The organism is Mycolicibacterium chitae (genome assembly GCF_900637205.1).
Taxonomy (GTDB): Bacteria; Actinomycetota; Actinomycetes; order Mycobacteriales; family Mycobacteriaceae; genus Mycobacterium; species Mycobacterium chitae.
The window spans coordinates 2,281,368-2,306,935 of the sequence record NZ_LR134355.1; the positions used below are offsets into that span (position 1 = coordinate 2,281,368).

Annotated in this window: 23 protein-coding genes; 20 read left to right on the top strand and 3 right to left on the bottom strand. The window is 63.0% G+C overall.

Going from position 1 to position 25,568, the window contains the following annotated elements; all coding sequences use genetic code 11:
* Positions 1-35: 35 nt before the first annotated feature.
* Positions 36-1,217 carry a helix-turn-helix transcriptional regulator gene (locus tag EL338_RS10740; protein WP_235666435.1) on the bottom strand — a complete coding sequence of 394 codons (1,182 nt, stop codon included), beginning with the start codon at positions 1,215-1,217 and terminating at the stop codon, positions 36-38.
* A 271-nt stretch (positions 1,218-1,488) separates the two neighbouring features.
* On the opposite strand from EL338_RS10740, the gene EL338_RS10745 reads away from it, so the two are divergent.
* A complete protein-coding gene (locus tag EL338_RS10745; RefSeq protein ID WP_327391031.1) occupies positions 1,489-3,078 on the top strand; it encodes a long-chain-fatty-acid--CoA ligase in 1,590 nt (529 codons plus the stop codon).
* 87 nt (positions 3,079-3,165) lie between these two features.
* Positions 3,166-4,131, top strand: a complete 966-nt coding sequence (locus EL338_RS10750) for an aldo/keto reductase (protein WP_126333744.1) — start codon at positions 3,166-3,168, stop codon at positions 4,129-4,131.
* 228 nt (positions 4,132-4,359) lie between these two features.
* Here EL338_RS10750 and EL338_RS10755 read toward each other — a convergent pair whose 3' ends face one another.
* Together EL338_RS10755 and EL338_RS10760 are read right to left on the bottom strand one after the other, a co-directional pair.
* Entirely contained in the window at positions 4,360-5,460 is a 1,101-nt protein-coding gene (locus EL338_RS10755) for an NAD(P)-dependent alcohol dehydrogenase (protein ID WP_126333745.1), read from the bottom strand.
* Between the two features lie 55 nt (positions 5,461-5,515).
* Positions 5,516-6,766, bottom strand: coding sequence for an NAD(P)/FAD-dependent oxidoreductase (locus tag EL338_RS10760; RefSeq protein WP_126333746.1), 1,251 nt, complete (start codon positions 6,764-6,766; stop codon positions 5,516-5,518).
* Between the two features lie 818 nt (positions 6,767-7,584).
* On the opposite strand from EL338_RS10760, the gene EL338_RS10765 reads away from it, so the two are divergent.
* The 18 genes from EL338_RS10765 (at position 7,585) to EL338_RS10860 (ending at position 25,376) form a co-directional block, all read left to right on the top strand.
* The gene (locus EL338_RS10765) at positions 7,585-8,358 is read left to right on the top strand and encodes an MlaE family ABC transporter permease (RefSeq protein WP_126333747.1); all 774 of its coding nucleotides are present in this window, start codon (positions 7,585-7,587) and stop codon (positions 8,356-8,358) included.
* Positions 8,359-8,419: 61 nt separating this feature from the next.
* Positions 8,420-9,238, top strand: a complete 819-nt coding sequence (locus EL338_RS10770) for an MlaE family ABC transporter permease (protein ID WP_126333748.1) — start codon at positions 8,420-8,422, stop codon at positions 9,236-9,238.
* 2 nt (positions 9,239-9,240) lie between these two features.
* Positions 9,241-10,665: an MCE family protein gene (locus tag EL338_RS10775; RefSeq protein WP_126333749.1), complete on the top strand. Its 1,425-nt coding sequence runs from the start codon at positions 9,241-9,243 to the stop codon at positions 10,663-10,665.
* A 41-nt stretch (positions 10,666-10,706) separates the two neighbouring features.
* Positions 10,707-11,693: an MCE family protein gene (locus tag EL338_RS10780; protein WP_435404970.1), complete on the top strand. Its 987-nt coding sequence runs from the start codon at positions 10,707-10,709 to the stop codon at positions 11,691-11,693.
* Between the two features lie 2 nt (positions 11,694-11,695).
* Positions 11,696-13,045, top strand: coding sequence for an MCE family protein (locus EL338_RS10785; RefSeq protein WP_396909323.1), 1,350 nt, complete (start codon positions 11,696-11,698; stop codon positions 13,043-13,045).
* Entirely contained in the window at positions 13,042-14,358 is a 1,317-nt protein-coding gene (locus EL338_RS10790) for a virulence factor Mce family protein (RefSeq protein ID WP_126333752.1), read from the top strand. Before EL338_RS10785 ends, EL338_RS10790 begins: the two co-directional genes overlap by 4 nt.
* Before the next feature lie 59 nt (positions 14,359-14,417).
* On the top strand, positions 14,418-15,512 hold the full coding sequence (locus EL338_RS10795) for a virulence factor Mce family protein (protein WP_235666502.1): 1,095 nt from the start codon (positions 14,418-14,420) through the stop codon (positions 15,510-15,512).
* Between the two features lies 1 nt (position 15,513).
* A complete protein-coding gene (locus EL338_RS10800) occupies positions 15,514-16,953 on the top strand; it encodes an MCE family protein (RefSeq protein ID WP_126333754.1) in 1,440 nt (479 codons plus the stop codon).
* Entirely contained in the window at positions 16,920-17,552 is a 633-nt protein-coding gene (locus tag EL338_RS10805; protein ID WP_126333755.1) for an Rv1363c family protein, read from the top strand. Before EL338_RS10800 ends, EL338_RS10805 begins: the two co-directional genes overlap by 34 nt.
* A complete protein-coding gene (locus EL338_RS26935) occupies positions 17,549-18,235 on the top strand; it encodes a hypothetical protein (RefSeq protein WP_235666436.1) in 687 nt (228 codons plus the stop codon). Before EL338_RS10805 ends, EL338_RS26935 begins: the two co-directional genes overlap by 4 nt.
* A gap of 80 nt (positions 18,236-18,315) precedes the next feature.
* Positions 18,316-18,825 carry a CAP domain-containing protein gene (locus EL338_RS10815; RefSeq protein ID WP_396909334.1) on the top strand — a complete coding sequence of 170 codons (510 nt, stop codon included), beginning with the start codon at positions 18,316-18,318 and terminating at the stop codon, positions 18,823-18,825.
* Positions 18,826-19,090: 265 nt separating this feature from the next.
* A complete protein-coding gene (locus tag EL338_RS10820; RefSeq protein WP_126333756.1) occupies positions 19,091-19,744 on the top strand; it encodes a sigma-70 family RNA polymerase sigma factor in 654 nt (217 codons plus the stop codon).
* Between the two features lie 265 nt (positions 19,745-20,009).
* A protein-coding gene (locus EL338_RS10830; RefSeq protein WP_085980696.1) for an IS3 family transposase occupies positions 20,010-21,148 on the top strand; the annotation gives its coding sequence in 2 pieces (ribosomal slippage) (positions 20,010-20,280 and positions 20,280-21,148; 1,140 coding nt in all).
* A gap of 89 nt (positions 21,149-21,237) precedes the next feature.
* On the top strand, positions 21,238-21,444 hold the full coding sequence (locus tag EL338_RS26500) for a DUF732 domain-containing protein (RefSeq protein ID WP_235666504.1): 207 nt from the start codon (positions 21,238-21,240) through the stop codon (positions 21,442-21,444).
* A 64-nt stretch (positions 21,445-21,508) separates the two neighbouring features.
* Positions 21,509-22,393, top strand: coding sequence for an esterase family protein (locus tag EL338_RS10840; protein ID WP_126333758.1), 885 nt, complete (start codon positions 21,509-21,511; stop codon positions 22,391-22,393).
* Between the two features lie 318 nt (positions 22,394-22,711).
* Positions 22,712-23,803 (top strand): ABC transporter ATP-binding protein, encoded by a 1,092-nt coding sequence (locus tag EL338_RS10850; RefSeq protein ID WP_126333759.1) that lies wholly within the window; start codon positions 22,712-22,714, stop codon positions 23,801-23,803.
* A 2-nt stretch (positions 23,804-23,805) separates the two neighbouring features.
* Positions 23,806-24,198 (top strand): hypothetical protein, encoded by a 393-nt coding sequence (locus tag EL338_RS10855; RefSeq protein WP_126333760.1) that lies wholly within the window; start codon positions 23,806-23,808, stop codon positions 24,196-24,198.
* Positions 24,199-24,374: 176 nt separating this feature from the next.
* On the top strand, positions 24,375-25,376 hold the full coding sequence (locus EL338_RS10860; protein ID WP_197721925.1) for a homoserine dehydrogenase family protein: 1,002 nt from the start codon (positions 24,375-24,377) through the stop codon (positions 25,374-25,376).
* Positions 25,377-25,568: the final 192 nt, after the last annotated feature.

A 25,568-nucleotide genomic window follows, 5' to 3' on the forward strand; every position in this document is an offset into this window, starting at 1 on the left:
AAATCAACTTCGTGAGCTGCCCGAGGTCAGTGCTCTCACACCGCGTCGGAGGTGGCACTCCGTCCGCGGTGGAGCATTGACACCGCCTCGGTTCGGGTGCTCGCCCCGGTTTTCCGAAGGATGCGTTTGACGTGAGATTTCACGGTGCCTTCACTCACGAAAAGGGTGGCAGCAATCTGCGCGTTGGTTCTGCCGGTGGCGAGTGCCTTGAGGACTTCTCTTTCGCGAGCGGTCAGGTCGGCAAGCGAGTCCGGCCCGGCGCGCCGACCGGTGTTGGGCGGCGAGATGAACTCGTCGGTGAGCATCGATTCGGCAACGGGCGTCGCGGGCCCGGCCAGGTCCAGTACGTCGACCGTGAAATCGTCCGCGAGCGCATTCGCTGTCTGCAGGTAGTCGCTGGCGGCCTGGCGCATCGACCGCAGGCGTTCGAGCAGCGAATTTCGCTCGAAGGCGGTCCCGAGTCCCTCGGCAAATGCGCCCAGCACATCTCGATCCAACTCGTGCACACCCTGGACGCCGGTGTGATGATCGGCGTGCAGCAACCCCACAGCGGAGCCCCAGCTGAACACCGGGGCGGCCACATAGCCGACGCTCCGGGTGACGTTGTTGAGCTCGGGGTACACCCGTGGGTCATCGACGGCGTTGAGCACGAGAATCGGGGTTCCCCGGCGCACCATCTCACACTCCGGCAACACATGGGTGAGCCGGCGTGGGTTCGACAATCCCGCTTCCACCATGGTGTTCGCCTGCTCGGCATCGTCCCCGACGAACGCCGAGTAGGCGTACCAGATGCCGTTCTCGAGGCGGGAGAACAACACCCGGGTGAATCCGATTTCGTACACCTCGCGGGGCGCCCGCTCGGTCAGCGCCTTCAGAGACCGCGTGTCACGGAGACGGTGAATCGCACGATGAGCGGCATTGATGCGGCTGCTACCGACGGTGAGAAGGGTGTCCTTGAGGGTCAGTTGCAGCTGGGCGGCCTGCAACTGAAGGGCCGAGGCCTGCAGCTTGCTCATCGCTTCTTCGCCGGCGGCGCAGCGTTCCCGCAGTTTCGCAGCGGCGTCCGAGAGCGCCGCATCTGCCGCATACAGATCCCATTTGCTGAAGCTTTGGTGGACCGAATCGCGATCGCCGAGAAATCCCGCAGTTCGACTGAGGATCTCGCGAGCTTGATCGATGTGCGATCCCACGTCGATCTGCGTGTCCGTCTCAGTCACCTTCAGTCACCGCACCTTCCTGCTGGTTCTTCACCCTCGTCCATCCATCCGGGGCAGGGGCCCGGCAATTATGTGATCGGCGCCACTGTTAATGCAAGCAGCAAACCTCCCACCAGCGTACGCCTCGGGACGTTTCCCCTCGTCAGGGGAAGTGAGGTAGCGAAACGGTGAGTGACTTTGCTCGCTTTGGCCCTGTCCGTCCAGTAGGTCCGACCGTAGCGTCCTTCACTGAGTCGGTGGGAGGCGTTGCCGTCCGCAAAGGGCGAACCTCATGTCGGCCAAGCGCCACGAGGCGACGACTAGGAGTATCTCGATGTATTTGACGCAAGGATTTCATCGGTCGTTGCAGCGCGACCCCGATGCGGTGATGACCGTGCACGGAGATCGCACCCGCACCTTCGGCGAGGTTGCTGACCGCGTTGCCCGGTTGGCCGCCGCAATTCGCCGACTCGGTGTCCGGTCGCATGACCGCGTGGGTGTACTCGCCCTCAACTCGGACCGCTACACCGAAGCGATCCTGGCGACGGCCTGGGCTGATGCGGTTCTGACCCCGGTGAACACCCGCTGGGTCGCCGGGGAGATCGCCTACTCGTTGGCCGACTGCGAGTGCAGTGTGTTGATCGTGGACGACGCGTTCGCGCCCCTCGGTCCTGCGCTCAAGAGTCTCTATCCCGGCCTGACGACCCTCATCCACTGTGGCGACGCTCCGTGTCCGGACGGGATGCTCAGCTACGAGGGTCTGATCGCCGAGCATGAACCCATAGCCGACGCGCGTCGGTCGGGCAGCGCTCTGGCGGGACTCTTCTACACCGGCGGCACCACCGGCTTCCCCAAAGGCGTCATGCTCAGTCACGCGAACATCGTCACCTCGGGCCTGGGCGCCGCCGGCCACGGTTTGTTCCGTGCCGGCGGCACATATCTGCACGTCGCCCCGATGTTTCACCTCGCCGATTTCACCGGGTGGATCGTCCAGACTCTGCTGGGTGGAAAGCATGTTTCGGTGCCGGCGTTCAATCCGGACACATTGCTCGATGTGATCGAACAACAGCAGGTGACCGGTATGACCCTGGTGCCAGCGATGATCCAGGCAATCGTCGACAATCCGGGGACCGCAGGTCGGGATCTGGGCTGTGTCGAGAGCATTCTCTACGGGGGCTCACCCATTGCTCAGGGTCTGTTGAAAAAGGCCATGGACGCATTTCCCCGCGCGGGTTTCACCCAGGCCTATGGAATGACCGAGCTGGCCGGTTTGGCGACGTTCCTGCTGCCGTCAGACCATCAACTCGGTCATTTGGAATCCGCCGGTCGAGCGCTGCTGCACACCGAAGTGCGCATCCAGAACGCCGACGGTGCAGTTCTGCCGGTCGGATCCGTCGGCGAGATCGCGGTGCGCGGCGGGAACATCATGCAGGGCTACTGGAACCGTCCCGATGACACCGCCGCCGCCATTGTCGACGGGTGGCTGCGAACGGGAGATGTGGGGCGCCTCGATGACCAGGGTTACCTCTATATCGTCGATCGGCTCAAAGACATGATCGTCACCGGTGGCGAGAATGTGTACTCCGTGGAGGTGGAGAACGCGCTTTCCGCACACCCTGCGGTGCGCGATTGTGCGGTGATCGGCCTACCGGACGATCGCTGGGGTGAACGGGTGCACGCTGTCGTGGTGCTGCGTGAGCAGGGCACCAGCCCCGACGACCTTCGTGTGTTCGTCAAATCGGCCATTGCCGGATACAAGACGCCCCGCACCTTCGAATTCGTCGAGTCTTTGCCGCGTACGCCGACGGGCAAGGTGCTCAAGCGAGACCTGAGAAGCGAGCGTCTCTCGACAACCGACGAGAAACCGGCGCCGGCCATCTGACCGTGGCCGGACCTGATAGCACTCTGGACATCGGCTGAGACCGATCGGCTGCGACCGTCAAACCACAATCGGAAGGACTTCAATCCAATGCAACAGCGGCAGTTGGGAAATCTCGGGCTGACCTCGTCGGCGATCGGCTACGGCTCGATGGGCATTTCCGTCGCGTACGGCGAGGGTGATGAACAAGGTGGAACCGCTGCTATCCAGCGCGCCTACGAACTGGGCATCACCCATATAGATACAGCCGAGATGTACGGGTGGGGCGACAACGAGCGAATCGTGGGTCGCGCAATCAAGGACTTCCGCGACGATGTCGTGCTCGCGACGAAGTTCGGCTTCACAGCTCCGGACCTCGGTGTCGACAGCCGTCCCGACCATATTCGCGAGGTTCTGCACAACAGCCTGCGCAATCTGGGCGTCGATCATGTCGACGTCTTCTATCAGCACCGCGTCGATCCGAATGTTCCGATCGAGGATGTTGCAGGTACTGTCCGGGAATTCATCGAGCAGGGGAAAGTCAAGTACTTCGGACTCAGCGAGGCAGGCGAACAGACCATTCGACGCGCACATGCGGTGCAGCCGGTATCGGTTCTGCAGACCGAATACTCGTTGTTCGAGCGCGACGTCGAGAGCCTGTTTCCGACCCTGCGCGAGCTCGGTATCGGCTTCGTGGCGTATTCGCCGCTCGGGCGAGGATTCCTGACCGGCACCGCGAAACCGGCAACTGAATACTCTGACGGCGATATCCGTCAATATGACCCGCGGTGGCAGGGCGAGAACTTCGACAAGAACACCCAGGCCATGCAACAGCTCGCCGGCCTCGCCGAATCACTGGGTGCTTCGCTGTCACAGTTCGCGCTGGCCTGGCTGCTTGCGCAGGGTGACGACATCGTGCCGATTCCCGGCAGCCGGAAGGCATCTCGGGTAGAGGAGAACGCCGCGGCCGCCGATATCGAGGTCTCGCCTGCTGTGCTGGAGCGAGTCGCGGAGATTCTGCCGGCGGGGGGCCACGGTGCCCGCTACATCGATGCGATGTTGCCCGAGTGGAACTGACGTAGGCAGATCGCGCGTTCCTGGGTCAGTCGGGCCCCGGCTTCTGCAACGACCTGGGCCTACGTAATCACCGGGGCGGTGCCACCGGGTCTCGAAGCGACGTGCTGGTTGCCGCAAAAGAACTCACCCCGCCGAAAGTGTCCTACAGAGGATCCACTCTCGGCGGGGTGAGTTCGGTTTTCGTTCACCAGGCCGCTGCGCGTGAAACCAGCAAGCGGCGAACCGTTGTCAGGGAGTCAAAACCACCTTGACGACATCGCCGCGGTGCTGGGCGGCGGTTGCTTCGTTGATCTCGCTCAGCGGCATCGTGGTGATCAGTTTGTCGAAGGGAAACTGGCCCTTGCTGTGCAGATCCGCGAGATATGGGATGAAGGTCTTGGGGTCGGAGTCGCCCTCGACGATGCCGCGAATAGTGATACCCAGCAGGGGTACCTGGAACAATCCGACATTGAAGCTCGCCTGCGGATCGGCGGGCACACCGAGCAAGCCGAGCACTCCCCGCACCCCGAGCGACGCTGCCAGCTGTTCGACCACGGCCGCCACCGCCGTGGTGTCCAGAGCGTAGTCGATTCCCGACGGCGCGATGGCCCGAATCTGGGCCGAGAGTTCGCCGTCTGCCGGATCGACCACGTGTGTTGCACCCAGGTCGGCAGCCAGTTCACGCCGGCTCCGGTGTGGTTCCACCACGATGATCGTCGTGGCGGACCGAACCACCGCTGCGAGCACCGCTGACAGCCCGACCGAGCCGGCGCCCGCGATCACAATTGTCGAATTTGGTTGGACATCCAGAGAATTCAGAACGGCGCCGGCTCCTGTTTGTACGCCACAACCGAGAGGTCCTGCGAGCTCGATCGGAAAATCTTCGGGCAGTCGGACCACATTGCGTTCGCGCGCGATCGCGTGCGTGGCGAACGATGATTGGCCGAAGTAGTTGGAGCCCAGAGAATTTCCTGCGGCCGCAAGAGTCGTCGATCCGTCTGCGCGTACGCCGCCGAAGTTGGCCTCCATGAACTTGTGGCAATAGGCAGGATCCTGCTTCGAGCATTCTCGGCATTCGCCACAACTGTTGAAGCTGATGGCAACCTTGTCGCCGACAGCGACCTCCGTCACATCGGAGCCGACCGCCAGCACGGTGCCGCTGCCCTCATGGCCGAGCACACCGGGCAGCGGGAACGGTAGGTGGCCATCCCGGATGGCGATGTCGGTGTGACAGATGCCGACACCGGCGATCTGAACGAGCACCTCATCCGCGGCTGGGGGCTGCAGCTCCGCCTCGGTCATGGCGAAAGGTGAGTCGACCTTGTGTACTACTGCGGCTGAAATTTGCATGGTGTGCCTTTCTATCGCGTTCTAGCGGTGATACCGGAGCCGGGACATTTGGAAATCATTGGCTCACAAAGCATTCTTTGAAGCCCACAGCAGGGTCTGAGAGCAAGCCCGGAACCGCGCGACTGCGATCGGCGATCGCCTTCTTGCCGGCCATGAAGGATTGCGGACTGTTCGACGTCTCCACGGCGACGACGGTGTCATTTTGATCGAGATGGAAGATCGCGAACTTTCCGGTATCCGGGTCGCCGCGCACCGCGGTGACTGTGTCCGCGCGGATCAATCCTGCGATCTTGAGCTGAAGGTCGAACTGGTCCGACCAGAACCACGGCACCTCCGGGCGCGGGATCGGGCTGCCGGTGATGGCTGCGGCTACCTGCTTGGCCTGCTCAACGGCGTTGGGGATGCTTTCCAACCGGATGGGTTCTGCGCTGTCGCCGAGGCTCCGTTGCGAAACGTCACCGATGGCGAAGATCGAGCGATCGCTGGAACGTGATTCCCCGTCGACGACGATTCCCTTGTCGCAGAGCAATCCAGCAGACCTTGCGAGCCCGTCACACGGGACAGCGCCCACGCCCACCAACACTGCGCCACAAGTGATTTCATCCCCATTGGACAGCCGAACCGCCGAGACTGCCCCGTTGCTGTCGCCGGAGAACCCGACTACGTCTGTCTCAGTGAGTATTTCGATGCCTCTACTGGCGTGCTGTCGGTGCATCAGATCCGAGAACGTCGGACTGGCCACCCGTGCCAAGATCCGATGCTCGCGCTCCAACACCGTCACCTTCGCCGCGCTACGGGCTGAAATTTCCGCGGCGACCTCCAGGCCGACGTATCCGCCTCCGACGATGACAACGTTGCCGGCAGTCGGCACGATCCTGCGCAGTTGCGCAGCGTCGTCGAGGTTGCGAAGAGTGAGGATCCGCTCCAGTGAGCCACCGGGAACGTCCAGCTTGCGCGCCGTTGCCCCGGTGGCCAATACCAGGTGCTCGTAGCCGATTTCGACACCGGATGCAGTAATGATGCGTCTGGCTGGTCGGTCGATGGCGGACACCGTCGTATTCACCCGGACGTCGATGTCTTGAGACGTGTAGAAGTCGTCGGGGCGAAGCCATTGCTCGTACTGACCCGAGAGGAACTTCTTCGACAGCGGCGGACGGTGGTAGGGCAGATGTGGCTCGGCGCCGACCAGGATGATCTGACCGCGGTATCCCTGTTGCCTCAACTGTGCAGCCAGCGTGCCACCCCCATGGCCTGCACCGACGACGACCGTCGCAGGGGAATCGGATTGTTCGAGAGCTGTCGTCATGGTTCTCCGATCTCACCGGCGGCTCGACGCTGCGGGCCGTGGCTTGTCTACAGCAGGCCACACACTTATCCATGAAGTGTCACGAAAGCACGCAGCCATTTCGCCTCCCGAAGGAGTGATTGCGCAGCCCAGAAGGGGGCAATCGGCTGGCACGCTTGGACTTGCGGCTTGTGCCGCTGAGGGGCAGGCGGCTTCCGTCCCGCATGCGTCCGGATCGGGTAGGCCGCGCATGCGCGCCGAGACGGCAAATATCGACCGAACGGGAGAGTGCGGCTACCCCAACGGGCGATGTGCGACCCGATGGAGCGCACGTAATCTGCATCACAGCAGTTATGTCAGAGATAGAACCAACACTTCCGCCGCGACGTAGTGTTGGGCCGCTGGGTCGAGGCTTATACCGCGACATTGCCTCAGTCAGTGGAGAGGCAAGGCGGATCGGTCACCAAAAGGGGCTGTGATGGTCAGCAACACCGAAGTGATTTTCTGCGAGGGCAACACGTCGAAGCGGTTGGCCTCGCGCTGTTCCCTCGGTCTTGCCGGCGGCCCATCGGTTGACTCCAGCGTCAATTTCGAGTCTGACGATAGTGCCTATGTGCCAGAGGTGCAACGTTCGAACAGTGGGTGAGGCTCGTTCGCCGGTGAGCGATGGGCCTCGGCGAATCACACGCACTTAGAAGATGAGGATATGACCACAAAACATGACCACTGGCTTCACCGCTCGGTCGAGCAGCCAGGCGCTTCACGTCGCGAGGCGCTATGACTAATTTCGCCCCCGCTTGTCCTGACGAGTCGTGTACTCGACGCGGTCGGGTGATCGCATGATGCTCGCCAGTGACACCCTCACGAAACCCATCCGTGCGGTGGGGAGCTTTTTCGGCATGACGCTGGACGTGCTGGTGGGTATTGCCACGACACCCTTGGCCTGGAGGGAGTTTCTGAGTCAGTCCTGGTTCGTGGCAAGGGTTTCGATGCTGCCCGCTGTTCTCATGATCATCCCCTACGCGGTGATCAACACCTTCATCTTCAACATTCTCCTGGGTGAGTTCGGCGCCGCCGATTTCTCAGGTGCCGGCGCTGCGTTTTTCATCGTCAATCAGATCGGGCCGATCGTCACTGTATTGGTGACGGCCGGCGCAAGTGCGACGGCGATGTGCGCCGACCTGGGTGCGCGAACGATCCGCGAGGAACTGGACGCTCAACGTGTCATGGGGATCGATCCGATCCAGGCTATGGTCATCCCTCGGGTGTTGGCCGCCACCACCGTGTCGGTGGCACTGATGGGCCTGGTCGTGCTTGTGGGAATGGTTGCGTCCTTTGTCTTTTGCGTCTTCGCCTTGAATGTGTCGGCCGGTGTCTTCGTCGCCGGGATGACGGTGGTGACCGGACTCGGTGACGTCGTCGTGTCGATCATCAAAGCCTTTCTGTTCGGGTTGGGCGCCGGCCTGATCGCCTGCTACAAGGGAATCTCGGTGGGCGGCGGACCAGCGGGTGTGGGCAATGCCGTGAACGAAACAGTCGTCTTCTCCTTCATGGTGCTCTTCACCGTCAACGTCATCGTCACCGCCATCGGTGTCCAATTCACACTGCAATGAGATGGGACAAAACGTGACCCAGCCGACAGCCAGATCCATAGCGTCAAAACGATTTCCACGCATGGCGCGTGCCCAGGCCACGGTAGTTGGCGGATGGGACCGTTTCGGGGCGCAGACCCGGTTCTATTTCATGACCCTGGTTCGGATTCCCGACGCGGCAATTAACTACCGCCCCGAGGTGCTGCGACTGATCGCCCAGATGGGTCTGGGTTCTGGGGCACTCGCTTCGATCGGCGGCACGATTGTCATCGTCGGCTTCATGACCATGACCACCGGTGCAATCGTTGCTGCCCAGGGCTATACCCAATTTCGGTCCATCGGGGTTGAAGCCTTCACAGGCTTCGCCGCCGCCTTCTTCATCCCCCGACTGATCATTCCTGGAACCGCCCAGGTCACCCTCACCGCAACCATCGGCGCAGGTGCCACCGCCCAGATCGGTGCAATGAAGATCAACGAGGAAGTCGACGCGCTGGAGGTCATCGGCATCCGGAGCGTGAGCTACCTGGCAGCAACGCGTGTGCTCGCCGGAACCATTGTGGTCATCCCGCTCTACGCCGTCGCTTTGATGGCGGGCTTCCTTGCCGCTCGTTACGGCACCGTTTTCGTGTACGGCCAAGCCGGAGGCGTCTATGACCACTATTTCAATACGTTCCTCAATACTCGTGACCTTGTCGTGTCCTTCGCGCAGACCATTGCGATGATCGTCGTGGTCATGCTGATCTGCACCTACTACGGCTACACCGCGGGCGGGGGCCCCGCAGGGGTGGGTGAAGCCGTGGGTCGCGCCGTGCGTGCGTCGATGGTCGTCGGCGCAATCGTGCTCATGGGAGTCACACTGGCCGTTTATGGACAGTCCGGCAATTTCCGACTGGCGGGTTGATCGTGAATTCTGCACCCGGGGAGCAACGCATCTCGAACCGATGGTGGCCCGTCTTTCTGATAGTGGCGGTGGTTGCCTTGGTCTTCATTGCCGCCACGTCGTTCTTGGGTACCTTCCGGTCGGTGATACCGGTGACGTTGTCATCGGATCGATCCGGTTTGGTGTTGGAAACCGGTGCCAAGGTGAAATTGCGCGGCGTCGACGTCGGTCGGGTCAGCGAGATATCGAGTGGCGGCCAAGGCGGCGCCCAGTTGAAGCTGGACATCGACCGCGACCAGATCCGCTACATTCCCGCCAACGTCGAGGCGAAAATCGCGGTGACCACGGTGTTCGGCGCGAAGTTCGTGCAGCTCACCGCGCCCGCAGATCCCAGTCCACAACGGTTGGCGGCCGGCGCCCACTTGCGGTCCACCAACGTGACCGCTGAGGTCAACACCGTTTTCGAGAATGTCGTGGATCTTCTCGAATTGATCGATCCGGTCAAGCTGAATTCGGTTCTGACCGCCGTCGCCGATGCGGTGCGCGGGCGTGGCGAGCGGATTGGGCGGGCGACCTCGGACCTCAACGTGGTTCTGACCGAACTCAACGCTCGCAACGATGTCTTCCGCGAAGATATCCGCTCGCTCAAGGATTTCGGCGACACCTACGATGTAGCGGCAGACGACATCGTGACCATCCTCGACACCTTGTCGACCACGAGTTCGACGCTCGTTGAGCAGAAGGACTCTCTTGATGGATTGCTGCTCAACGCCATCGGGCTCTCACAGAGCGGAACCAGCCTGCTCGCCTCGAGTCAGCACAACCTGATCGATGCCATCAACAGCCTGGAACCGACCACGCAACTGCTCAACATGTACAGCCCAAGCTATACCTGTTCGCTGCAGGGTGCGGACTGGCTGATCGAGAACGGCAAGGGAATCTGGGGCGGTGACGGACGAACCTTCGTGGTCGACGTGGCACTTCTGCCCGGCAACGACCCTTACTCCTACCCCGAACACCTGCCGGTCGTAGGCGCCAAGGGCGGTCCGGGTGGACGACCGGGGTGTGGGTCGCTGCCCGACGTCACCAAGAATTTCCCTGTCCGCCAGCTGATCACCAACACCGGGTGGGGTAGGGGGCTGGACATCCGGCCCAATCCCGGGATCGGAAGTCCCTGCTACGCGAACTATCTGCCGGTTACTCGCGGCGTACCGGAACCTCCGAGCATCCGACAGTGCTTGCCTGGCCCGGCGCCGGGTCCGGTGCCCTATCCCGGCGCGCCGCCGTACGGCGCCGCGCTCTATGGCCCCGGCGGAGTCCCGCTCTGGCCGGGAGTGCCGCCCGCCGCCCCGGCAGTTGTCCCGGCGGCGCCGGCGCCGCCGCCGGGGGCGGTACCTGCTCAGCCCGCTGCTACCCCCGTCACGTCCCAGGAAGGAGGAACACCGTGACCAAGGACCTCAAGCGCATCATTCTTCGCCTCAGCCTCTTCATGACCGTCTGCGCTCTGGCGCTTGCCGCGACTGTCGTGGTGTTCGGCGAGTTCCGGTTCGGAGGGGACTCCAACAAGTACAGCGCTCAGTTCACCAACGTGACCGGCCTGCGTGAGGGAGACATGGTCCGCGTCGCCGGAGTCGAGGTTGGCAAAGTCAGCCATATCGCGGTGAACCGGGACTCGACCGTCCGGGTGGATTTCACCGCCGGGCAGGAAGCGGTACTGACCAGGGGCACACGTGCCGAGATTCGCTACGACGACCTCATCGGCGGCCGCTATATGACGCTGCTCGACGGTGCGGGTGAGCCCGGCGTGCTGCGCCCGGGACAGACGATCCCGTTGGAACGGACCCAACCTGCGCTGGACTTGGATTCGGTCACCGGCGGCTTCCGGCCGTTGTTTCGGGCTCTGGATCCACAGCAGGTCAACGAATTGAGCGGTCAGTTGGTGCAGGCTCTTCAGGGCGAAGGCCCGACCATCGGGTCCTTCCTGAGTCAGGCCGCGGCAGTCACGAACACCTTGGCCGACCGTGATGTCCTGATCGGAGAGGTGGTCAACAATCTGAACGTCGTCCTGGGTTCGCTGGGCGGCCAGAGTGATCAGCTGGGCAAGGCCGTGACGAACCTGTCGGAACTGGTCCACGGGTTGGCCGAGCGCAAGACCGACATCTCGAACGCCGTCGCCTACACGAACGCCGCGACGAGCTCGATCGCCGACCTTCTCACCCAGACCCGTGAGCCGGTCCGCAAGATCGTCGCCGAAACCGACCGCGTCGCAGGCAATATCCTGCTCGACCACGAATACTTCGACAGGATCCTCAACGAGCTGCCCGACAAATATCGGATGCTGAATCGGCAGGGCATGTACGGCGACTATTTCAGTTTCTACTTCTGCGATGTCGTGCTGAAGCTCAACGGCAAGGGCGGCCAACCGGTCTTTGTCAAAGTTGCGGGTCAGACCACCGGGCGGTGTGCGCCGAAATGAGGATGACCAGACCCTTCTCCGAACGTAATCCGCTCGTCATCGGCGCCATCGGCCTGGTTGTGGTCGCGGCAGTCGTGGCGGGAGCACTCGGAAACCAGATGTTGCCGTTTGTCAATCAGAATGAGAAATACTCGGCCTATTTCGAGGATGCCGGCGGTCTCTTCACGGGTGCCACCGTGCAGGTGTCGGGTTATCCCGTTGGCAAAGTGACCGATATCGAACTCGAGGGCCCAGGCGTGCTGGTCACGTTTGACGTGCCCGGGGACATCCACATGGGTGAGCGGACCGAGGCTGCCATCGCAACCAAAGGGTTGTTGGGAACCAAGGAGCTCGATGTGGTCCCGAGTGGCGAGGAGCAACTGAGCGGACCGATTCCTCTGGATCGGACCACATCGCCTTACCAATTGCCGGACGCGCTGGGCGATCTGGCGGCGACCATCAGTGGCCTGGACACCAACCAGCTCTCTGACTCCCTGTCGACACTGGCAGAGACTTTCGCTGACACGCCGCCACAGTTGCGCGACGCTGTTCAGGGTGTCGCACGATTCGCCGACACCTTGAACAACCGCGACGAACAACTGCGCTCGTTGTTGGATAACGCGGCCAAGGCCACCGACGTACTGGCACAGCGCACCGACCGGATCGTCAGTCTCATCAAAGACACCGACGCGTTGCTCGTCCAATTGCGTTCTCAGAGTGCGGCCTTGGACCAGCTGTCCATGAACATCTCCGCGGTTTCCCAGCAGCTCAAAGCGTTCATCGCCGAGAACCGTCAAGAACTGAAGCCGGCGTTGGACAAGCTCAACGGGGTCCTCACCATTGTGGACAACAGGAAAGAGCGTATCCAGGAGGCAGTCAAGGGCCTCAGTACGTATGCGCTGTCGTTGGGCGAGACGGTGGCTTCAGGCCCGTTCTTCAAGGCCTACGTCGTCAATCTGTTGCCGGGACAGTTCGTTCAACCCTTCGTCGATGCAGCGTTCTCCGATCTGGGTCTCGACCCGAACGTGCTGCTTCCCTCGGAGCGCACCGACCCGCAGGTGGGTCAGCCCGGCACCCCCGCATTGCCGGTGCCGTATCCACGCACGGGTCAGGGCGGTGACCCCAAGTTGACTCTTCCCGATGCCATCACCGGCAACCCAGGGGATCCGGGGTGCGGGCCGCCTGGGATCCCGCTACCCGGTCCGACCGGTTGTTACCCGTACAGGGCCCCGCTGTCTGCCCCGCCGCCGGGAGGGCCGCCGCCCGGTCCACCTGCTCCAAACCCGTCGGGCGTGCAGTCCACGACCGAACCCACACCCTCGCCGGTGTTCGTGCCGGCTCCGGGTGAACCGCCGACAGGAGGCCAACCGTGAGTACGTGGATTCGCAACCCGCGGGTCGTGCTGGCCGCCGTGCTGGTCGCCGTGTTGGTCGCCGCAGGTTTCGTCGTGGTCAAGCTCGCCGACCATATCGGCAAGATGATGATCGTCGGCTACTTCGAGAACAGCACGGGTCTGTTCGAAGGTGACGACGTACGTATCCGGGGGGTCAACGTCGGCGAGATCGACAAGATCGAACCCGAGGCGGAGCGCACGAAGGTGACCTTCTGGGTCGACAGCAAGTACGAGGTACCGGCAGAGGCCAACGCGGTAGTCCTGTCCCCTCAACTGGTGACCGGCCGGGCCATCCAACTCACACCTCCGTACTCAGGCGGTGCCACGATGACCGGCGGCACCGTCATTCCGCTGGAACGCACTGCGGTGCCGGTGGAATGGGACGACGTCCGCGCACAACTGGAACGAATCACCGACATGCTGCAGCCGACGGAACCGGGCGGTGTGAGCACCCTGGGTTCCCTGATCAACACTGCAGCTGACAACTTGCGGGGACAAGGGCCCGAGATCCGCGACACCGTGATCAAGTTGTCGCAGACCGTGTCGGCGCTCGGTGACCACAGCAAGGACATCTTCGGCACCATCAAGAACCTTTCGACTCTGGTGACCGCCCTGAGCGACAGCGGAGATCTGCTGAGCCAGTTGAACGTCAACCTCGCGGAGGTGACCGGCCTGCTGGCCGATGACCCCAACGAGATCGGGCAGGCTGTGCAGGATCTCAATTCCGTCGTCGGTGACGTGCAGAGCTTCGTGGCTGAGAACCGCGAACCGATCGGCACCGCCTCGGATAAGTTGGCATCCATTTCGGCGGCCGTTACCGCGAGTCTTGATGACCTGGAGCAGGTCTTGCACATCCTGCCCACCGCCGCGTCGAACTTCAACAACATCTACGAACCGGCCAACGGTTCGTTGACCGGGGCGCTGATGGTCAACAACTTCGCCAACCCGATCTCATTCCTGTGCGGTGCGATTCAGGCGGCGTCCCGCATGGGTGCCGAGCAGGCCTCCAAACTGTGCGTGCAATACCTGGCCCCGATCGTGAAGAACCGGCAGTACAACTTCCCACCGTTGGGGGAGAACCTTCTGGTGGGCACACAGGCGCGACCCAACGAAATCACCTACAGCGAGGACTGGATGAGACCTGATTACGTTCCGCCGCTGCCGGATTCGCCGCAGCCGAACCAGGCCGTCTCGGTGCCGGGTGCCCCGCTGGCGGCCGAGGCTGCGCCTTCGACCTCGACCGACCCGACTGCCGGCCTTCCCGGAATGATGATTCCCGGCGGTGGCTCGTGACCACCGCATTCAAGCGTCGTGCCGTGGCAGTCCTGACCACGTTGGTGGTGTGCGTATCGATGTCGGGGTGCGGGTGGCGTGGCATCAACTCGCTGTCGCTACCCGGTACCGAAGGCAAGGGCGAGGGCTCCTATCTTGTGCAGGCACAGATGCCCGACGTCAGCAACATCGATCCGAATTCACGGGTACGCGTCGCCGATGTGACGGTCGGGCATGTGTCGAAGATTGAGCTACAAGGCCAACACGCCCTGGTTTCGATGCGCCTCAACGGTGACGTCGTCCTACCCGCAAATGCCACTGCCAAGATCGGGACGACAACCATATTCGGTTCGCTGCACATCGAATTGGGGCCGCCGACCGACGAGTCGGCGCAGGGGAGGCTTCGCGACGGAGCGCTGATCCCGCTGTCGCGGACCGGATCATTCCCGTCACCTGAGCAGACGCTGGCTTCGCTGTCGCTGGTGCTCAATGGAGGTGGCATCGGCCAGGTGGGGGACGTCACCGAGTCTCTGAGTACAGCGTTCCGCGGCCGTGAGGGGGATCTTCGGAGCCTGGTCGAGCAGTCGGCTACTTTTGCCGGCAATCTCAACGATCAGAGTTCGGACATCATCGCCGCGACGGACAGTCTGAACAACCTTGTCGGCAAGTTTGCCGCACAGCAACCGGTCCTCGATCGCGCAGTCGAGACGATCCCCGAGGCGTTGGCTGTGCTCAACAACCAGCGCGGCAACCTCACCGAGGCTGCTGACGCGTTGGGCGAGTTCAGTGCACTGACCACCGACACCATCAACCAGAGCAAGGAGAATCTCGTCAAGGAACTCCAGCACGTCGGACCTGTGCTGGAGTCGCTGGCCAACGCCGGGCCGAGCCTGACCAAATCCCTCGGCCTGATTCCGACCTATCCCTTCTCCAACGAGAACCTCGACAAGTTCCAACGAGGCGACAGCACCAACCTCACCGCCGTGGTCGATCTGACGCTCAGCCGGATCGATGCCGGCTTTTTCACCGGTACTCGGTGGGAGTGCGATCTGACGTGGCTGGAATTGCAGTGGGGGCGCACCATCGGCCAGTTCCCCAGTCCGTGCATGACCGCCGGACCCGGGGGAGTGAGCAATCCACTCACCGCTCCTTACCGCATGGATCAGGGGCGTTGAGATGCGATTGAACCGCCAAGCACGCATACAGTTGGCCATCTTCTCGGTCCTGGCGCTTGTCGCGCTGACCCTGATGAGCGTGAATTACATGAAGTTGCCGGCCAAACTGTTCGGCATCGGGCACTACACGGTGTCGATGGAACTGCCGACGACCGGTGGGCTGTACGAGGGTGGCAATGTCACCTACCGAGGTACCGAGATCGGCCGTGTGCAATCGGTACGCCTGGATGACTCAGGTGTGGTCGCCGACTTGACCCTGAGATCGGATGTCGCAGTACCCAGCGATCTCGTCGCCGAGGTCCACAGCCAATCGGCCATCGGCGAACAGTACGTGGAATTGTTGCCTCGCAACGGATCGGCACCGTCTTTGAAGAACGGCGATGTGATCGCGTTGAAGGACACCACGGTGCCCCGCGATATCAACAATGTTCTCGATGCCGTCGTCACGGGATTGAAGGCCGTCCCCCGGGAAAACCTCAAGACCGTCATCGACGAATCGTTCGAGGCCGTCGGGGGGCTCGGGCCAGAGCTGTCCAAGATCGTCGATGGCGCCACCGATCTGTCGATCGATGCCCGTGAGAACCTCGATTCCATGTTGTCCCTGATCGACAACGTGAAACCCGTGCTGGACTCGCAGACTGAGACGTCGGCGGCGATTCAGGGCTGGGCCTCGCATGTGGCGACGGTGACCCGGCAGCTTGCCGAGCACGACAACGACGTGCGGGGTGTCATCACCCAGGGCGGCCCGGCGCTGGGTGAAGCCCGCCAGCTCGTCGAGCGGCTGCAAGCTACGTTGCCGGTGCTGATGGCCAATCTGGTCAGCGTCGGACAGGTGGGGCTGGCCTACCACGACAACATCGAGCAGTTGCTGGTGTTGCTGCCGCAGTTGCTGGCCGTCGAACAGGGTTCGTACGCCGCCAATGTGCACACCAAGCAGGATTACAAGGGCCTGTACCTGAGCTTCAATCTGAATCTCAACCTGCCACCCCCGTGCACCACCGGCTACCTGCCCGCCCAGCAAGCTCGCACTGCCGCCATGCAGGACGCTCCCGAAAGAGCTCCCGGTGACCTCTACTGTCGAGTGCCACAGGATGCACCGTTCAACGTGCGTGGCGCACGCAACACACCGTGCGCGACGGTGCCCGGCAAGAGGGCGGCCACGGTCAAGGAGTGCGAAAGCGACCAGAACTTCGTGCCCCTCAACAATGGGTTCAACTGGAAGGGTGATCCGAACGCCACGCTGAGCGGGCAGGGCATTCCGCAATTGCGGCCCGGCGAAGAGCAGGGAGTGCCGCCACCACCGATAGCGGTCGCGTATTACGACCAAGCCACGGGTTCTTATATCGGACCGGACGGCCGTAGCTACACCCAAGCAGACCTTGCCCAAACCGCACCGAAGGAAAAAACATGGGAGACAATGCTTCTTCCCCCGACACCCTGACTGTGCCGGCTGATTCCGCGGATGATGTCGTCGTGAGCGAAGGGTCGGCATCCGCTGACTCTCACGTCGGCAGTGAAGACGGCGTATCGGCGACACCGCGTAGGCGACGATCGACGATCCTGTCGTTGCGGCGGCCGATCGTGATCGGACTGGCAGTTGTGGTCGCACTGTCGGGACTGTTGGGGTGGTGGGGGTTCCAGGCGTACCAGATTCGGAGCGCTCATCAAGACGCCATGCGATTCCTACAGGCCGCACGGCAAGCGGCTCTCAACCTCACCACCATCGACTGGCAACGAGCGGACGACGATGTCAAGAGAATCATGGAAACCGCCGGCGGCGAGTTTCACGATGAGTTCGCCCAGCGTGCTCAGCCTTTCGTCGAAGTAGTCAAACAAGCTCAGTCGGTGTCGGTAGGCACGATCACTGAAGCGGCGCTGGAATCGCAGGCACCGAACGAAGCCCAAGCGCTGATCGCCGTATCAGTGCAGACGACAAGTACAGCAGGCGCCGAGCCTGCTCCGCGTGCGTGGCGGATGCGCATCTCGGTTCAAGAGCTCGACGGTCAGATCAAAGTCTCGCGTGTGGAGTTCGTCCCGTGAAGTTTCGGAAGAGTTCAGGCCGCATCAGCGGAAGTGGCGATGCGGCAGACGATGCGAGTGTCGACGATGCGCCGGTTACCCCTCCCGATTCCGCCGAGGTTGTGATCGACGAACCTGGGTCGACAGAAGGCGTGTTGCGGGTTGTACCGGTCACGACGGCAGGACCTCTCGCGGACGGTGACCACCCGCACCGCAGACGGTCGGAGTGGCGAAGTAAGGCAACCTACGCAGGTGTCGGCGTACTGGCGGTAGCGCTGGCAGTCGGTGCAGGTGTCATCAAGTGGCAGAACGACACTGCTCACAGCGATCAGGTCGCCGCCACGGAGTCCGTTCGCGCTGCCACTGATGCAACCATCGCGCTCCTGTCATACCGTCCTGAGACCGTCGAGAAGGACCTCGACGCCGCTCGTGCTCATTTGACAGGCCAGTTCCTGGAAACCTATACCTCGCTCACCCGCGACGTCGTCATTCCCGGCGCGCAACAGAAGCAGATCGCAGCCGAAGCCACCATTCCGGCGGGAGCGTCCGTGTCTGCCTCTGATGATCGAGCAGTTGTGCTGCTCTTCGTGAATCAGGCTGTGACTGTGGGCAAGGACGCGCCGACGAGTACGTCGTCCAGCGTTCGCGTGTCACTGGCCAAGGTCGACAATCGTTGGCTTGTCGATCGATTCGATCCTGTGTAGGTGAGCAGACCATGAACCTGTCCCGCAGTGGGAGAACGATAATCGGGGTGCCCGCGATCTCGTCGAGAGTAGAGCGTCAGATGCAGCGTTGCCGATGGGCGACTACAGCCGTCGCCTTGTCTGCCGTGACGGTGATGGCGCTGTCGGCGCCGCCGGCCATGGCGGACGATAACAACACGCTGGTGCCGAACAACAAGCGTCTCAACGACAGTGTGGTGGCCAATGTGTTCACCGTGCAGCATCAGGCCGGTTGCACCAATGACGTCAAGATCAACCGCCAACTGCAACTGGCAGCCCAGTGGCACACCAACGATGTCTTGAACAACCGCGCGCTCGGTGGTGATCTCGGATCCGATGGCTCCACGCCGCAAAGCAGAGCGCTTGCCGCCGGCTATCACGGGTCGGTTTCTCAAACCGTGGCGATCAACCCCGCGCTTGCGATCAATGGTGTCGACATCATCAATCGGTGGTATCGCGACCCTGTCGCCATGGGGGTCATGGCTGATTGCGCGAATACCGAGATGGGAGTGTGGTCGGCCAACAGCCTGGACCGCAGCGTGGTGGTTGCGCTGTACGGTAAGCCCGAGTGAGTCGGTAGCGCCGGGGACAGCGGTCGCCTCGGCGGCGTGTCAGAATTCAGCGTTGGGTGGCCTCAGGCTGACGCCCGATCATTGGTCGTGGCGCCGCCTTCGCTGGTACGAATCAGTGTGTCGCTGAGCGGGTTGACGGCGGCCAGAACCGCGGACGACATGCGGCGCTCGAAGTTTCGTGGAGGCGCCGTGCCGTCCGAAAGGGAGTAGTAGGTGTGACGAGTCAGTCGGTAAAGCCACGCGCTGTCGTTGACGAGTTACCACGATGATGGAGCCGGGTGGTGTGAACGTGTCGGCGGACGCCGCCTCGGCCCGATTCGCCGCAGATGTGGGACCGTTTCTCGCGGCGCTGGCTCGTCATTCGCGACGACTGACGCGAACGCGTTGTGACGCAGAGGATCTTCTGCAGGAAACGTTGATGCATGCCTTCGTGGGGTTCCATACGTTCACGGAGGGGACCAACCTCAGCGCGTGGCTGTTCCGAATAATGCACAACCGATGGGCGAATTCGCATCGAAGAACCGCTCGACGGCCGATCGAGATCTCCGCCGAAGTACTGGGCGACTGGGATGCTCTGGAACTACCAATATGCGAGTCCGCAGAAACCGAAGCCCTCAAACGTGTCGGAGACGACGCTCTTCGAGAAGCGATGAGCTCCTTACCCGAGGGCGTGCGCGAGGCGGTCTACTACGCCAACGTCCTCGGCTATACATATGCCGAGACTGCAGCGATACTGAATATTCCTGCCGGAACTGTGATGTCGAGGTCCTGGCGTGCTCGGGAGCGGTTACGCGAGCTACTTGGTCCGGGCCACGAATGCCAAACGCGACGTGTGCTTGCCAGGGCCGCGACGTCGAACGCGTATCCCGATCGAGAGAGCAAAACAGTACTGATTGGGTCTGGCTTCGGCCGACAGTGACTGGTTCCATTGGTGAGAGTGACATCGACCACTAGGTGGTGAAAATGTGAGCCGGAACTCTGGAACTTGTCTGGCTGCAGCAGCTCTCGGCCGCCGGATGACTTACGGTGCCGTGACGTGCCTGGCAACGATAACGTGTCTGAGCGTCGCGGGCATCGCCCCTGCCGGCGCGGACACGGTCGCGTTGAGGTGAGCCCCTCGTAGTGGTCCAGTCGTTGTGCGACTCTGTTGCCCGGTCTGCGGGCAAGGAAGAATCGACAACGACATGGCATCGAACAAGCGCCGGCGGCATACGCCGGATCAGATCATCCGCAAGCTGGCCGAGGGCAACAAGCTGCTCGGGAGCGGCCAGGAGCTCGCTGAGGTGTGTCGGCACCTGGAGATCGCCGAATCGACCTGGCATCGCTGGGTAGCCCAGTACGGCGGCATGAAGGCCAACGAGGCCAAACGGCTCAAAGAGCTCGAGGCCGAGAACGCCCGGCTCAAGAAGCTGGTCGCCAATCAGGCTCTCGACATCGACATGCTCAAGGAGATTTCGGCGGGAAACTTTTGACCCCGAACCGCAAGCGCAGCGCCGTAGCGGCGCTGCGTGAGCGGTTCGGGGTGTCCGAACGCCGCGCCTGCACCGTCGTGGGCATCCACCGGTCCACAATGCGCCTGACCCCGGCGCCGGTGACCACCGAGGAAGCCGAGTTGCGGGCCTGGCTGCGCAAGTTCTCCACTGACCGGCCACGCTGGGGGTGGCGACGGGCGGCCAAGATGGCCCGCCGCGCCGGCTGGCAGGTCAACAACAAGCGCATCCGTCGACTGTGGCGCGCAGAGGGCCTTCGGGTTCCGCAGCGGCGCCGCAAAAAGCGTCTCACCGGTATCGGCGTCGCCGTCGGCGCGATGTCACCGATCCGCCCCAACGTCATCTGGGCGATGGACTTCCAGTTCGACACCACCGCCGATGGCCGCACCATCAAGATGCTCAACGTCATCGACGAGTTCACCCGCCAAGCACTCGCGATCGAGGTCGACCGCGCCATCAACGCCGACGGCGTCGTCGACGTGCTGGATCGCCTGGCGCTGACCCACGGGGCGCCGCGGTACGTGCGTTTCGACAACGGTCCTGAGTTCGTCGCCCACGCCGTGAGCGATTGGTGCCGATTCAACAGTGCTGGTTCACTTTTCATTGATCCCGGCTCGCCCTGGCAGAACGCCTTCATCGAATCATTCAACGGTCGCCTGCGCGACGAACTGCTCAACTCCTGGCGCTTCGACTCCCTACGCGAAGCCCGCGTGATCATCGAAGACTGGAGGATCGACTACAACGCCAACCGACCCCACTCCGCCCACGGTGAACTCACCCCGACCGAGTTCGCTCTACAGTGGGCCACGACCCACCAACCCCAAGTCGCATAACGAGTGGACCACCAAACGGGTCCCCCTCAGCGTACTTGGTGAACGTGACGGTTCGCCCAGGCTACTCCGTTGAGAATGCCGATAGAGCAGTGCGATACGGATACGACATTTGCGACAGGATTGCGCGCGGTGACTCATATGGCGTCATCGTCGGCGACGTGGGGCGCGATTTCGGATCCTCGGACGAATACCAGGCCGGCTACCTGCTCAGTCAAGCTGCCAACGAACTACGCCCTGCGCAGATCACGCGGCTTCGGGAATCGGCGGCCGGGTACCGACCGGGGATGACCGGATGAGGATCGCTCTCGATGATTGCAACACCACGGGCGTGCCCACACATGCCGTCGGGAGGATTTCGACATGGGTTATCCGATAGCAGCTTTGCGCGTGGCGTTGACCGTGGTGCTGGCGATTTCGCTGTGGAACGCCGCGGTGGCCATAGCCGACGGGGTCGAGCAGCTGATGGTTCCTTCGGCGGCCATGGGCCGCGATATCCCGGTGTCCTTCCAGGCCGGCGGCCCCCATGCGGTGTACCTGCTCGACGCGTTCAACGCGGGCCCCGGTGTCAGCAACTGGGTGACCGCGGGCAACGCGATGAACACCCTGGCCGGTAAGGGCATCTCGGTGGTCGCCCCGGCCGGTGGGGCATGGAGCCTGTACACCAACTGGGAGCAGGACGGCAGCAGGCAGTGGGAGACCTTCCTGGCCACCGAGTTGCCCAACTGGCTGGCGGCCAACAAGGGACTGGCGCCCGGCGGACACGGTGTCGTGGGCGCTTCGCAGGGCGGCACCGGCGCGTTGATGCTGGCTACCTTCCATCCCGACCGGTTCCGCTACGCGGGTTCGCTGTCGGGGTTCCTGACCCCGTCGCGCACCTACGAGAACGGCGCGATCACCGCCGGGATGGCGCAGTTCGGTGGGGTCGATACGCACAACATGTGGGGCCCGGTGCAGTTCGGCCGGTGGAAGTGGCACGACCCCGACGTACACGCCCAGCTGTTGGTGGACAACAACACCCGGCTGTGGATCTTCAGCCCGCAGACCACGACGTGCAGCGATCCGGTGGCGATGATCAACGACTGCGCGCAGGCGCAGGGCAGCAACCGCACCTTCTATTCGCACTACCGCTCGATCGGCGGGCGTAACGGGCACTTCGACTTCCCGGCCGGTGGTCAGCACGACTGGGGTTCCTGGTCGCAGCAACTCGGCGCCCTCTCGGGTGACCTGGCCATGTCGATCGGATAGGGAGCAGATGATGCGGGCGGTATATCCAGTTCTTCGACGAATCTGCTCAGCAGTAACTGTCTTCGCCGTCATCGGGGTTTCCGCCGCGTCGCCGGCGGTTGCCGATCCTGTGGAAGACCCTTGCACGCTGGCGTTCTCGTTCTTCTGCAGTTTTGTCCCGATCGCCCCGCACTTGGAGCACAGCGTCGACCTGACCCAGAATCAACCACCCGCTGATCCCGCTGCACCGTCACCAGACGATTTCGTCCCGACCAGCCCATGTGCAAGCGGCTGCGTGTGATGGGTCTCGAACCGAGTTCTGCAGAAAGGATCTGATCTATGGGCGTCCAAATCGACGTGACCAACCTGAATAAGTCGTTCGGGTCGTCGAAGATCTGGAAAGACGTCACACTGACCGTTCCCGCCGGTGAGGTCAGCGTGCTGCTGGGCCCGTCGGGTACGGGTAAGTCGGTGTTTCTGAAGTCGCTGATCGGCCTGTTGCGCCCCGAGCGCGGCTCGATCGTGATCGATGGCACCAACATCCTGGAGTGCTCGGCCAAGGAGCTCTACGAGATCCGGACCCTGTTCGGTGTGTTGTTCCAGGACGGCGCGCTGTTCGGGTCGATGAACATCTATGACAACACCGCCTTCCCGCTGCGTGAGCACACCAAGAAGTCCGAGTCCGAGATCCGCTCCATCGTGATGGAGAAGCTGGACCTGGTCGGTATGCCCAATGACGGGCACAAGTTCCCCGGTGAGATCTCCGGCGGTATGCGCAAGCGCGCCGGCCTGGCCCGCGCCCTGGTGTTGGACCCGAAGATCATCCTGTGCGACGAGCCGGACTCCGGTCTGGACCCGGTGCGTACCGCTTACCTGTCGCAGTTGCTGATCGATATCAACGCCCAGATCGACGCGACGGTGCTGATCGTGACGCACAACATCAACATCGCCCGCACGGTGCCCGACAACATCGGCATGCTGTTCCGCAAGAAGCTGGTCATGTTCGGCCCCCGCGAGGTTCTGCTGACCTCGGAGGAGCCGGTGGTCAAGCAGTTCCTCAACGGTCGGCGCATCGGGCCGATCGGTATGTCGGAGGAGAAGGACGAGGCCACCGCGGCCGCCGAGGCGGCCATGCTTGAGCAGGGCCAGCACGACGGTGGTGTCGAGGAGATCGAGGGTGTGCCCCCGCAGCTCTCGGCGACCCCGGGTATGCCCGAACGCCAGGGTGTGGCGCGTCGGCAGGCCCGCGTGCGCGAGATCCTGCACACGCTGCCGCCAGCCGCCCAGGAAGCCATCCTCGATGACCTCGATGGCACCGGTATCGGGCGTGCGAGGAATGCGCAGGGGTCGGCGGCGGCTCGTCCCGGCCCAGTCGACGAGGACGCCCCGACGGCGTCCCTTCCGACCGTCAGCCCAACAGGAGGAATGTAGCCATGAATCGAGCCGAGGAGTTCACCTTCGTGTGGGCTCTACTGGACGCAGCCGACGTCATTCTCGACGAGGCAACGCGGATGCGTCTGTGCATACGGATCGGGGCCGGGGAGTACCGGGAATCGATCATCGAGCTGTTGCGACGGTTCACCTCCAGCGACACCGCCATACCGCCAGGGCTCTCAGCCTCGCTGTGGGCGTGGGTCAACGGGTTTGTCGGTAGTGACGCTGAAACCGTCTTGCGTGGTCTCGCCGCTCGCATCCGCATTGCATCCGCGGCTTTACCGGCCATCGCGGAACCGGCGCGAGTGCAGGCCCCGCTGATTCCACGGCGAAGCGAACGCGCGAAGCGTCTTCTGCAAGTGGCGAAGCCACCCGCCGTCGTCAACCGCTGAGCGGCAATCCGCGAATCGGCCACGAGATCGGGTGCCTGACGTACTTAAGGTAGTCCCATCCAGAGTTTTGATTCTGGCCGGAGCGGAGGCGCACTATGGGACGATCGCACACTGATTCGCACCGGTCACAAGAGTCGGCCGGCACGGCTGATCCGGCCCGTGCCTGCATTCCAGCAGTGCCGATACTTCTCCTCGGCTATGGCCCGGTGGGTCGACATTACGCTCGGCTGGTCCGCGAGAACCGTGAGCTCGTTCGCGAACGATATGGCTGCGATCTCCACATAGCCGGGATCCGCACCAGTTCGCGCGAACTCATGCTCGGAGTCGGCGCCACCGGACCACCGTCGCCGCAAGAGGATTGGCAGCCGCGCGCGTCGCTGACCGACGCCCTCGCCACAATTCGGCCACGGGTGGCGGTGCAGGCCGTACCCTCAGATGCGCACCGTGCCAAGGCTGCGCTGTCGGACGCGCTTGCGGTGCTGACCCATGGTGCACACCTGGTCACCGCCACCAAATCACCGTTGCTGTCCGGATGGAGCGAGCTGCAGACCGCCGCGAGGAGGGCGAGTCGCGCAATTCGGATCTCGGGAGCCACCGGCGCTGCCCTGCCCGCAGGCGATTTCGCGCGCACGGTGCTGCGCGGCTTCGACGTCGACGAGGTACGCGGATGTCTCAACGGGACAGCTACCTTCGTCTTGGATACCCTCGCCGAAGGCGAGACGTTGGCGGCAGCCGTAAAGGTGGCACAGCGCAAGGGGATCGCCGAAGCCGACCCATCGGCGGACCTGTCCGGTGCAGACGCGGCGACGAAGCTGCGACTACTCACCGCGCTTTTATGGCAGTGGGACCCGGCCGACTGTGACGGTGCTCTGGAGACCATCGATCAGTCCACCGCAGGCCGGGCCGTCCGTGCGCGGCGACATGGCGCAGTAGTACGGCATGTCGCCGCTGCGCGCCTCGAAAACCCCGGAGTGGTCGAGGTGTCACTACGCGAATTCGACAGCTCCCAGTTGCCGTTCGGTGTTCTGCGGGGCCCGGAAAAGGCGGTGACTTTCAGTTGTGGGGATGCCGGCGAGATCACCGTCTCCGGTGGCCGGTCCAGCCCGGTCGGCGCGGCGCGGGCCATGTTCAAGGACACACTGGCGCTGCTGCCCGGCAGCGGTAGCGGCTTTTTCTAGGAATCCGTGCCGCTATCGGTCGGCGGCGGTTGGCGCGGTCCCGAGCGGACGGTGATGCCGTTGTCTGCGAGTCCGCGCCGCACGGCGCGGGCTATTTCGATGGCTTCGGGTTGTCGGCGTGCAGCGGAATGCTGTCGCAATCGACATCGATGACGGGGTCGTCAGTGGTACGGCCGAATTATCCTCCGTCGA

Bases quoted from the DNA above. Each gene is read 5' to 3' on its own strand.
- EL338_RS10855 (WP_126333760.1), top strand. From the start codon at position 23,806: ATGAATCGAGCCGAGGAGTTCACCTTCGTGTGGGCTCTACTGGACGCA.
- EL338_RS10820 (WP_126333756.1), top strand. From the start codon at position 19,091: ATGATGGAGCCGGGTGGTGTGAACGTGTCGGCGGACGCCGCCTCGGCC.
- EL338_RS10755 (WP_126333745.1), bottom strand. From the start codon at position 5,460: ATGCAAATTTCAGCCGCAGTAGTACACAAGGTCGACTCACCTTTCGCC.
- EL338_RS10760 (WP_126333746.1), bottom strand. From the start codon at position 6,766: ATGACGACAGCTCTCGAACAATCCGATTCCCCTGCGACGGTCGTCGTC.
- EL338_RS10745 (WP_327391031.1), top strand. From the start codon at position 1,489: ATGTCGGCCAAGCGCCACGAGGCGACGACTAGGAGTATCTCGATGTAT.
- EL338_RS10765 (WP_126333747.1), top strand. From the start codon at position 7,585: ATGATGCTCGCCAGTGACACCCTCACGAAACCCATCCGTGCGGTGGGG.
- EL338_RS10750 (WP_126333744.1), top strand. From the start codon at position 3,166: ATGCAACAGCGGCAGTTGGGAAATCTCGGGCTGACCTCGTCGGCGATC.
- EL338_RS10795 (WP_235666502.1), top strand. From the start codon at position 14,418: ATGTCGGGGTGCGGGTGGCGTGGCATCAACTCGCTGTCGCTACCCGGT.
- EL338_RS10805 (WP_126333755.1), top strand. From the start codon at position 16,920: ATGGGAGACAATGCTTCTTCCCCCGACACCCTGACTGTGCCGGCTGAT.
- EL338_RS10840 (WP_126333758.1), top strand. From the start codon at position 21,509: ATGGGTTATCCGATAGCAGCTTTGCGCGTGGCGTTGACCGTGGTGCTG.
- EL338_RS10780 (WP_435404970.1), top strand. From the start codon at position 10,707: ATGACCGTCTGCGCTCTGGCGCTTGCCGCGACTGTCGTGGTGTTCGGC.
- EL338_RS10815 (WP_396909334.1), top strand. From the start codon at position 18,316: ATGCAGCGTTGCCGATGGGCGACTACAGCCGTCGCCTTGTCTGCCGTG.
- EL338_RS10850 (WP_126333759.1), top strand. From the start codon at position 22,712: ATGGGCGTCCAAATCGACGTGACCAACCTGAATAAGTCGTTCGGGTCG.
- EL338_RS10770 (WP_126333748.1), top strand. From the start codon at position 8,420: ATGGCGCGTGCCCAGGCCACGGTAGTTGGCGGATGGGACCGTTTCGGG.
- EL338_RS10785 (WP_396909323.1), top strand. From the start codon at position 11,696: ATGACCAGACCCTTCTCCGAACGTAATCCGCTCGTCATCGGCGCCATC.
- EL338_RS10800 (WP_126333754.1), top strand. From the start codon at position 15,514: ATGCGATTGAACCGCCAAGCACGCATACAGTTGGCCATCTTCTCGGTC.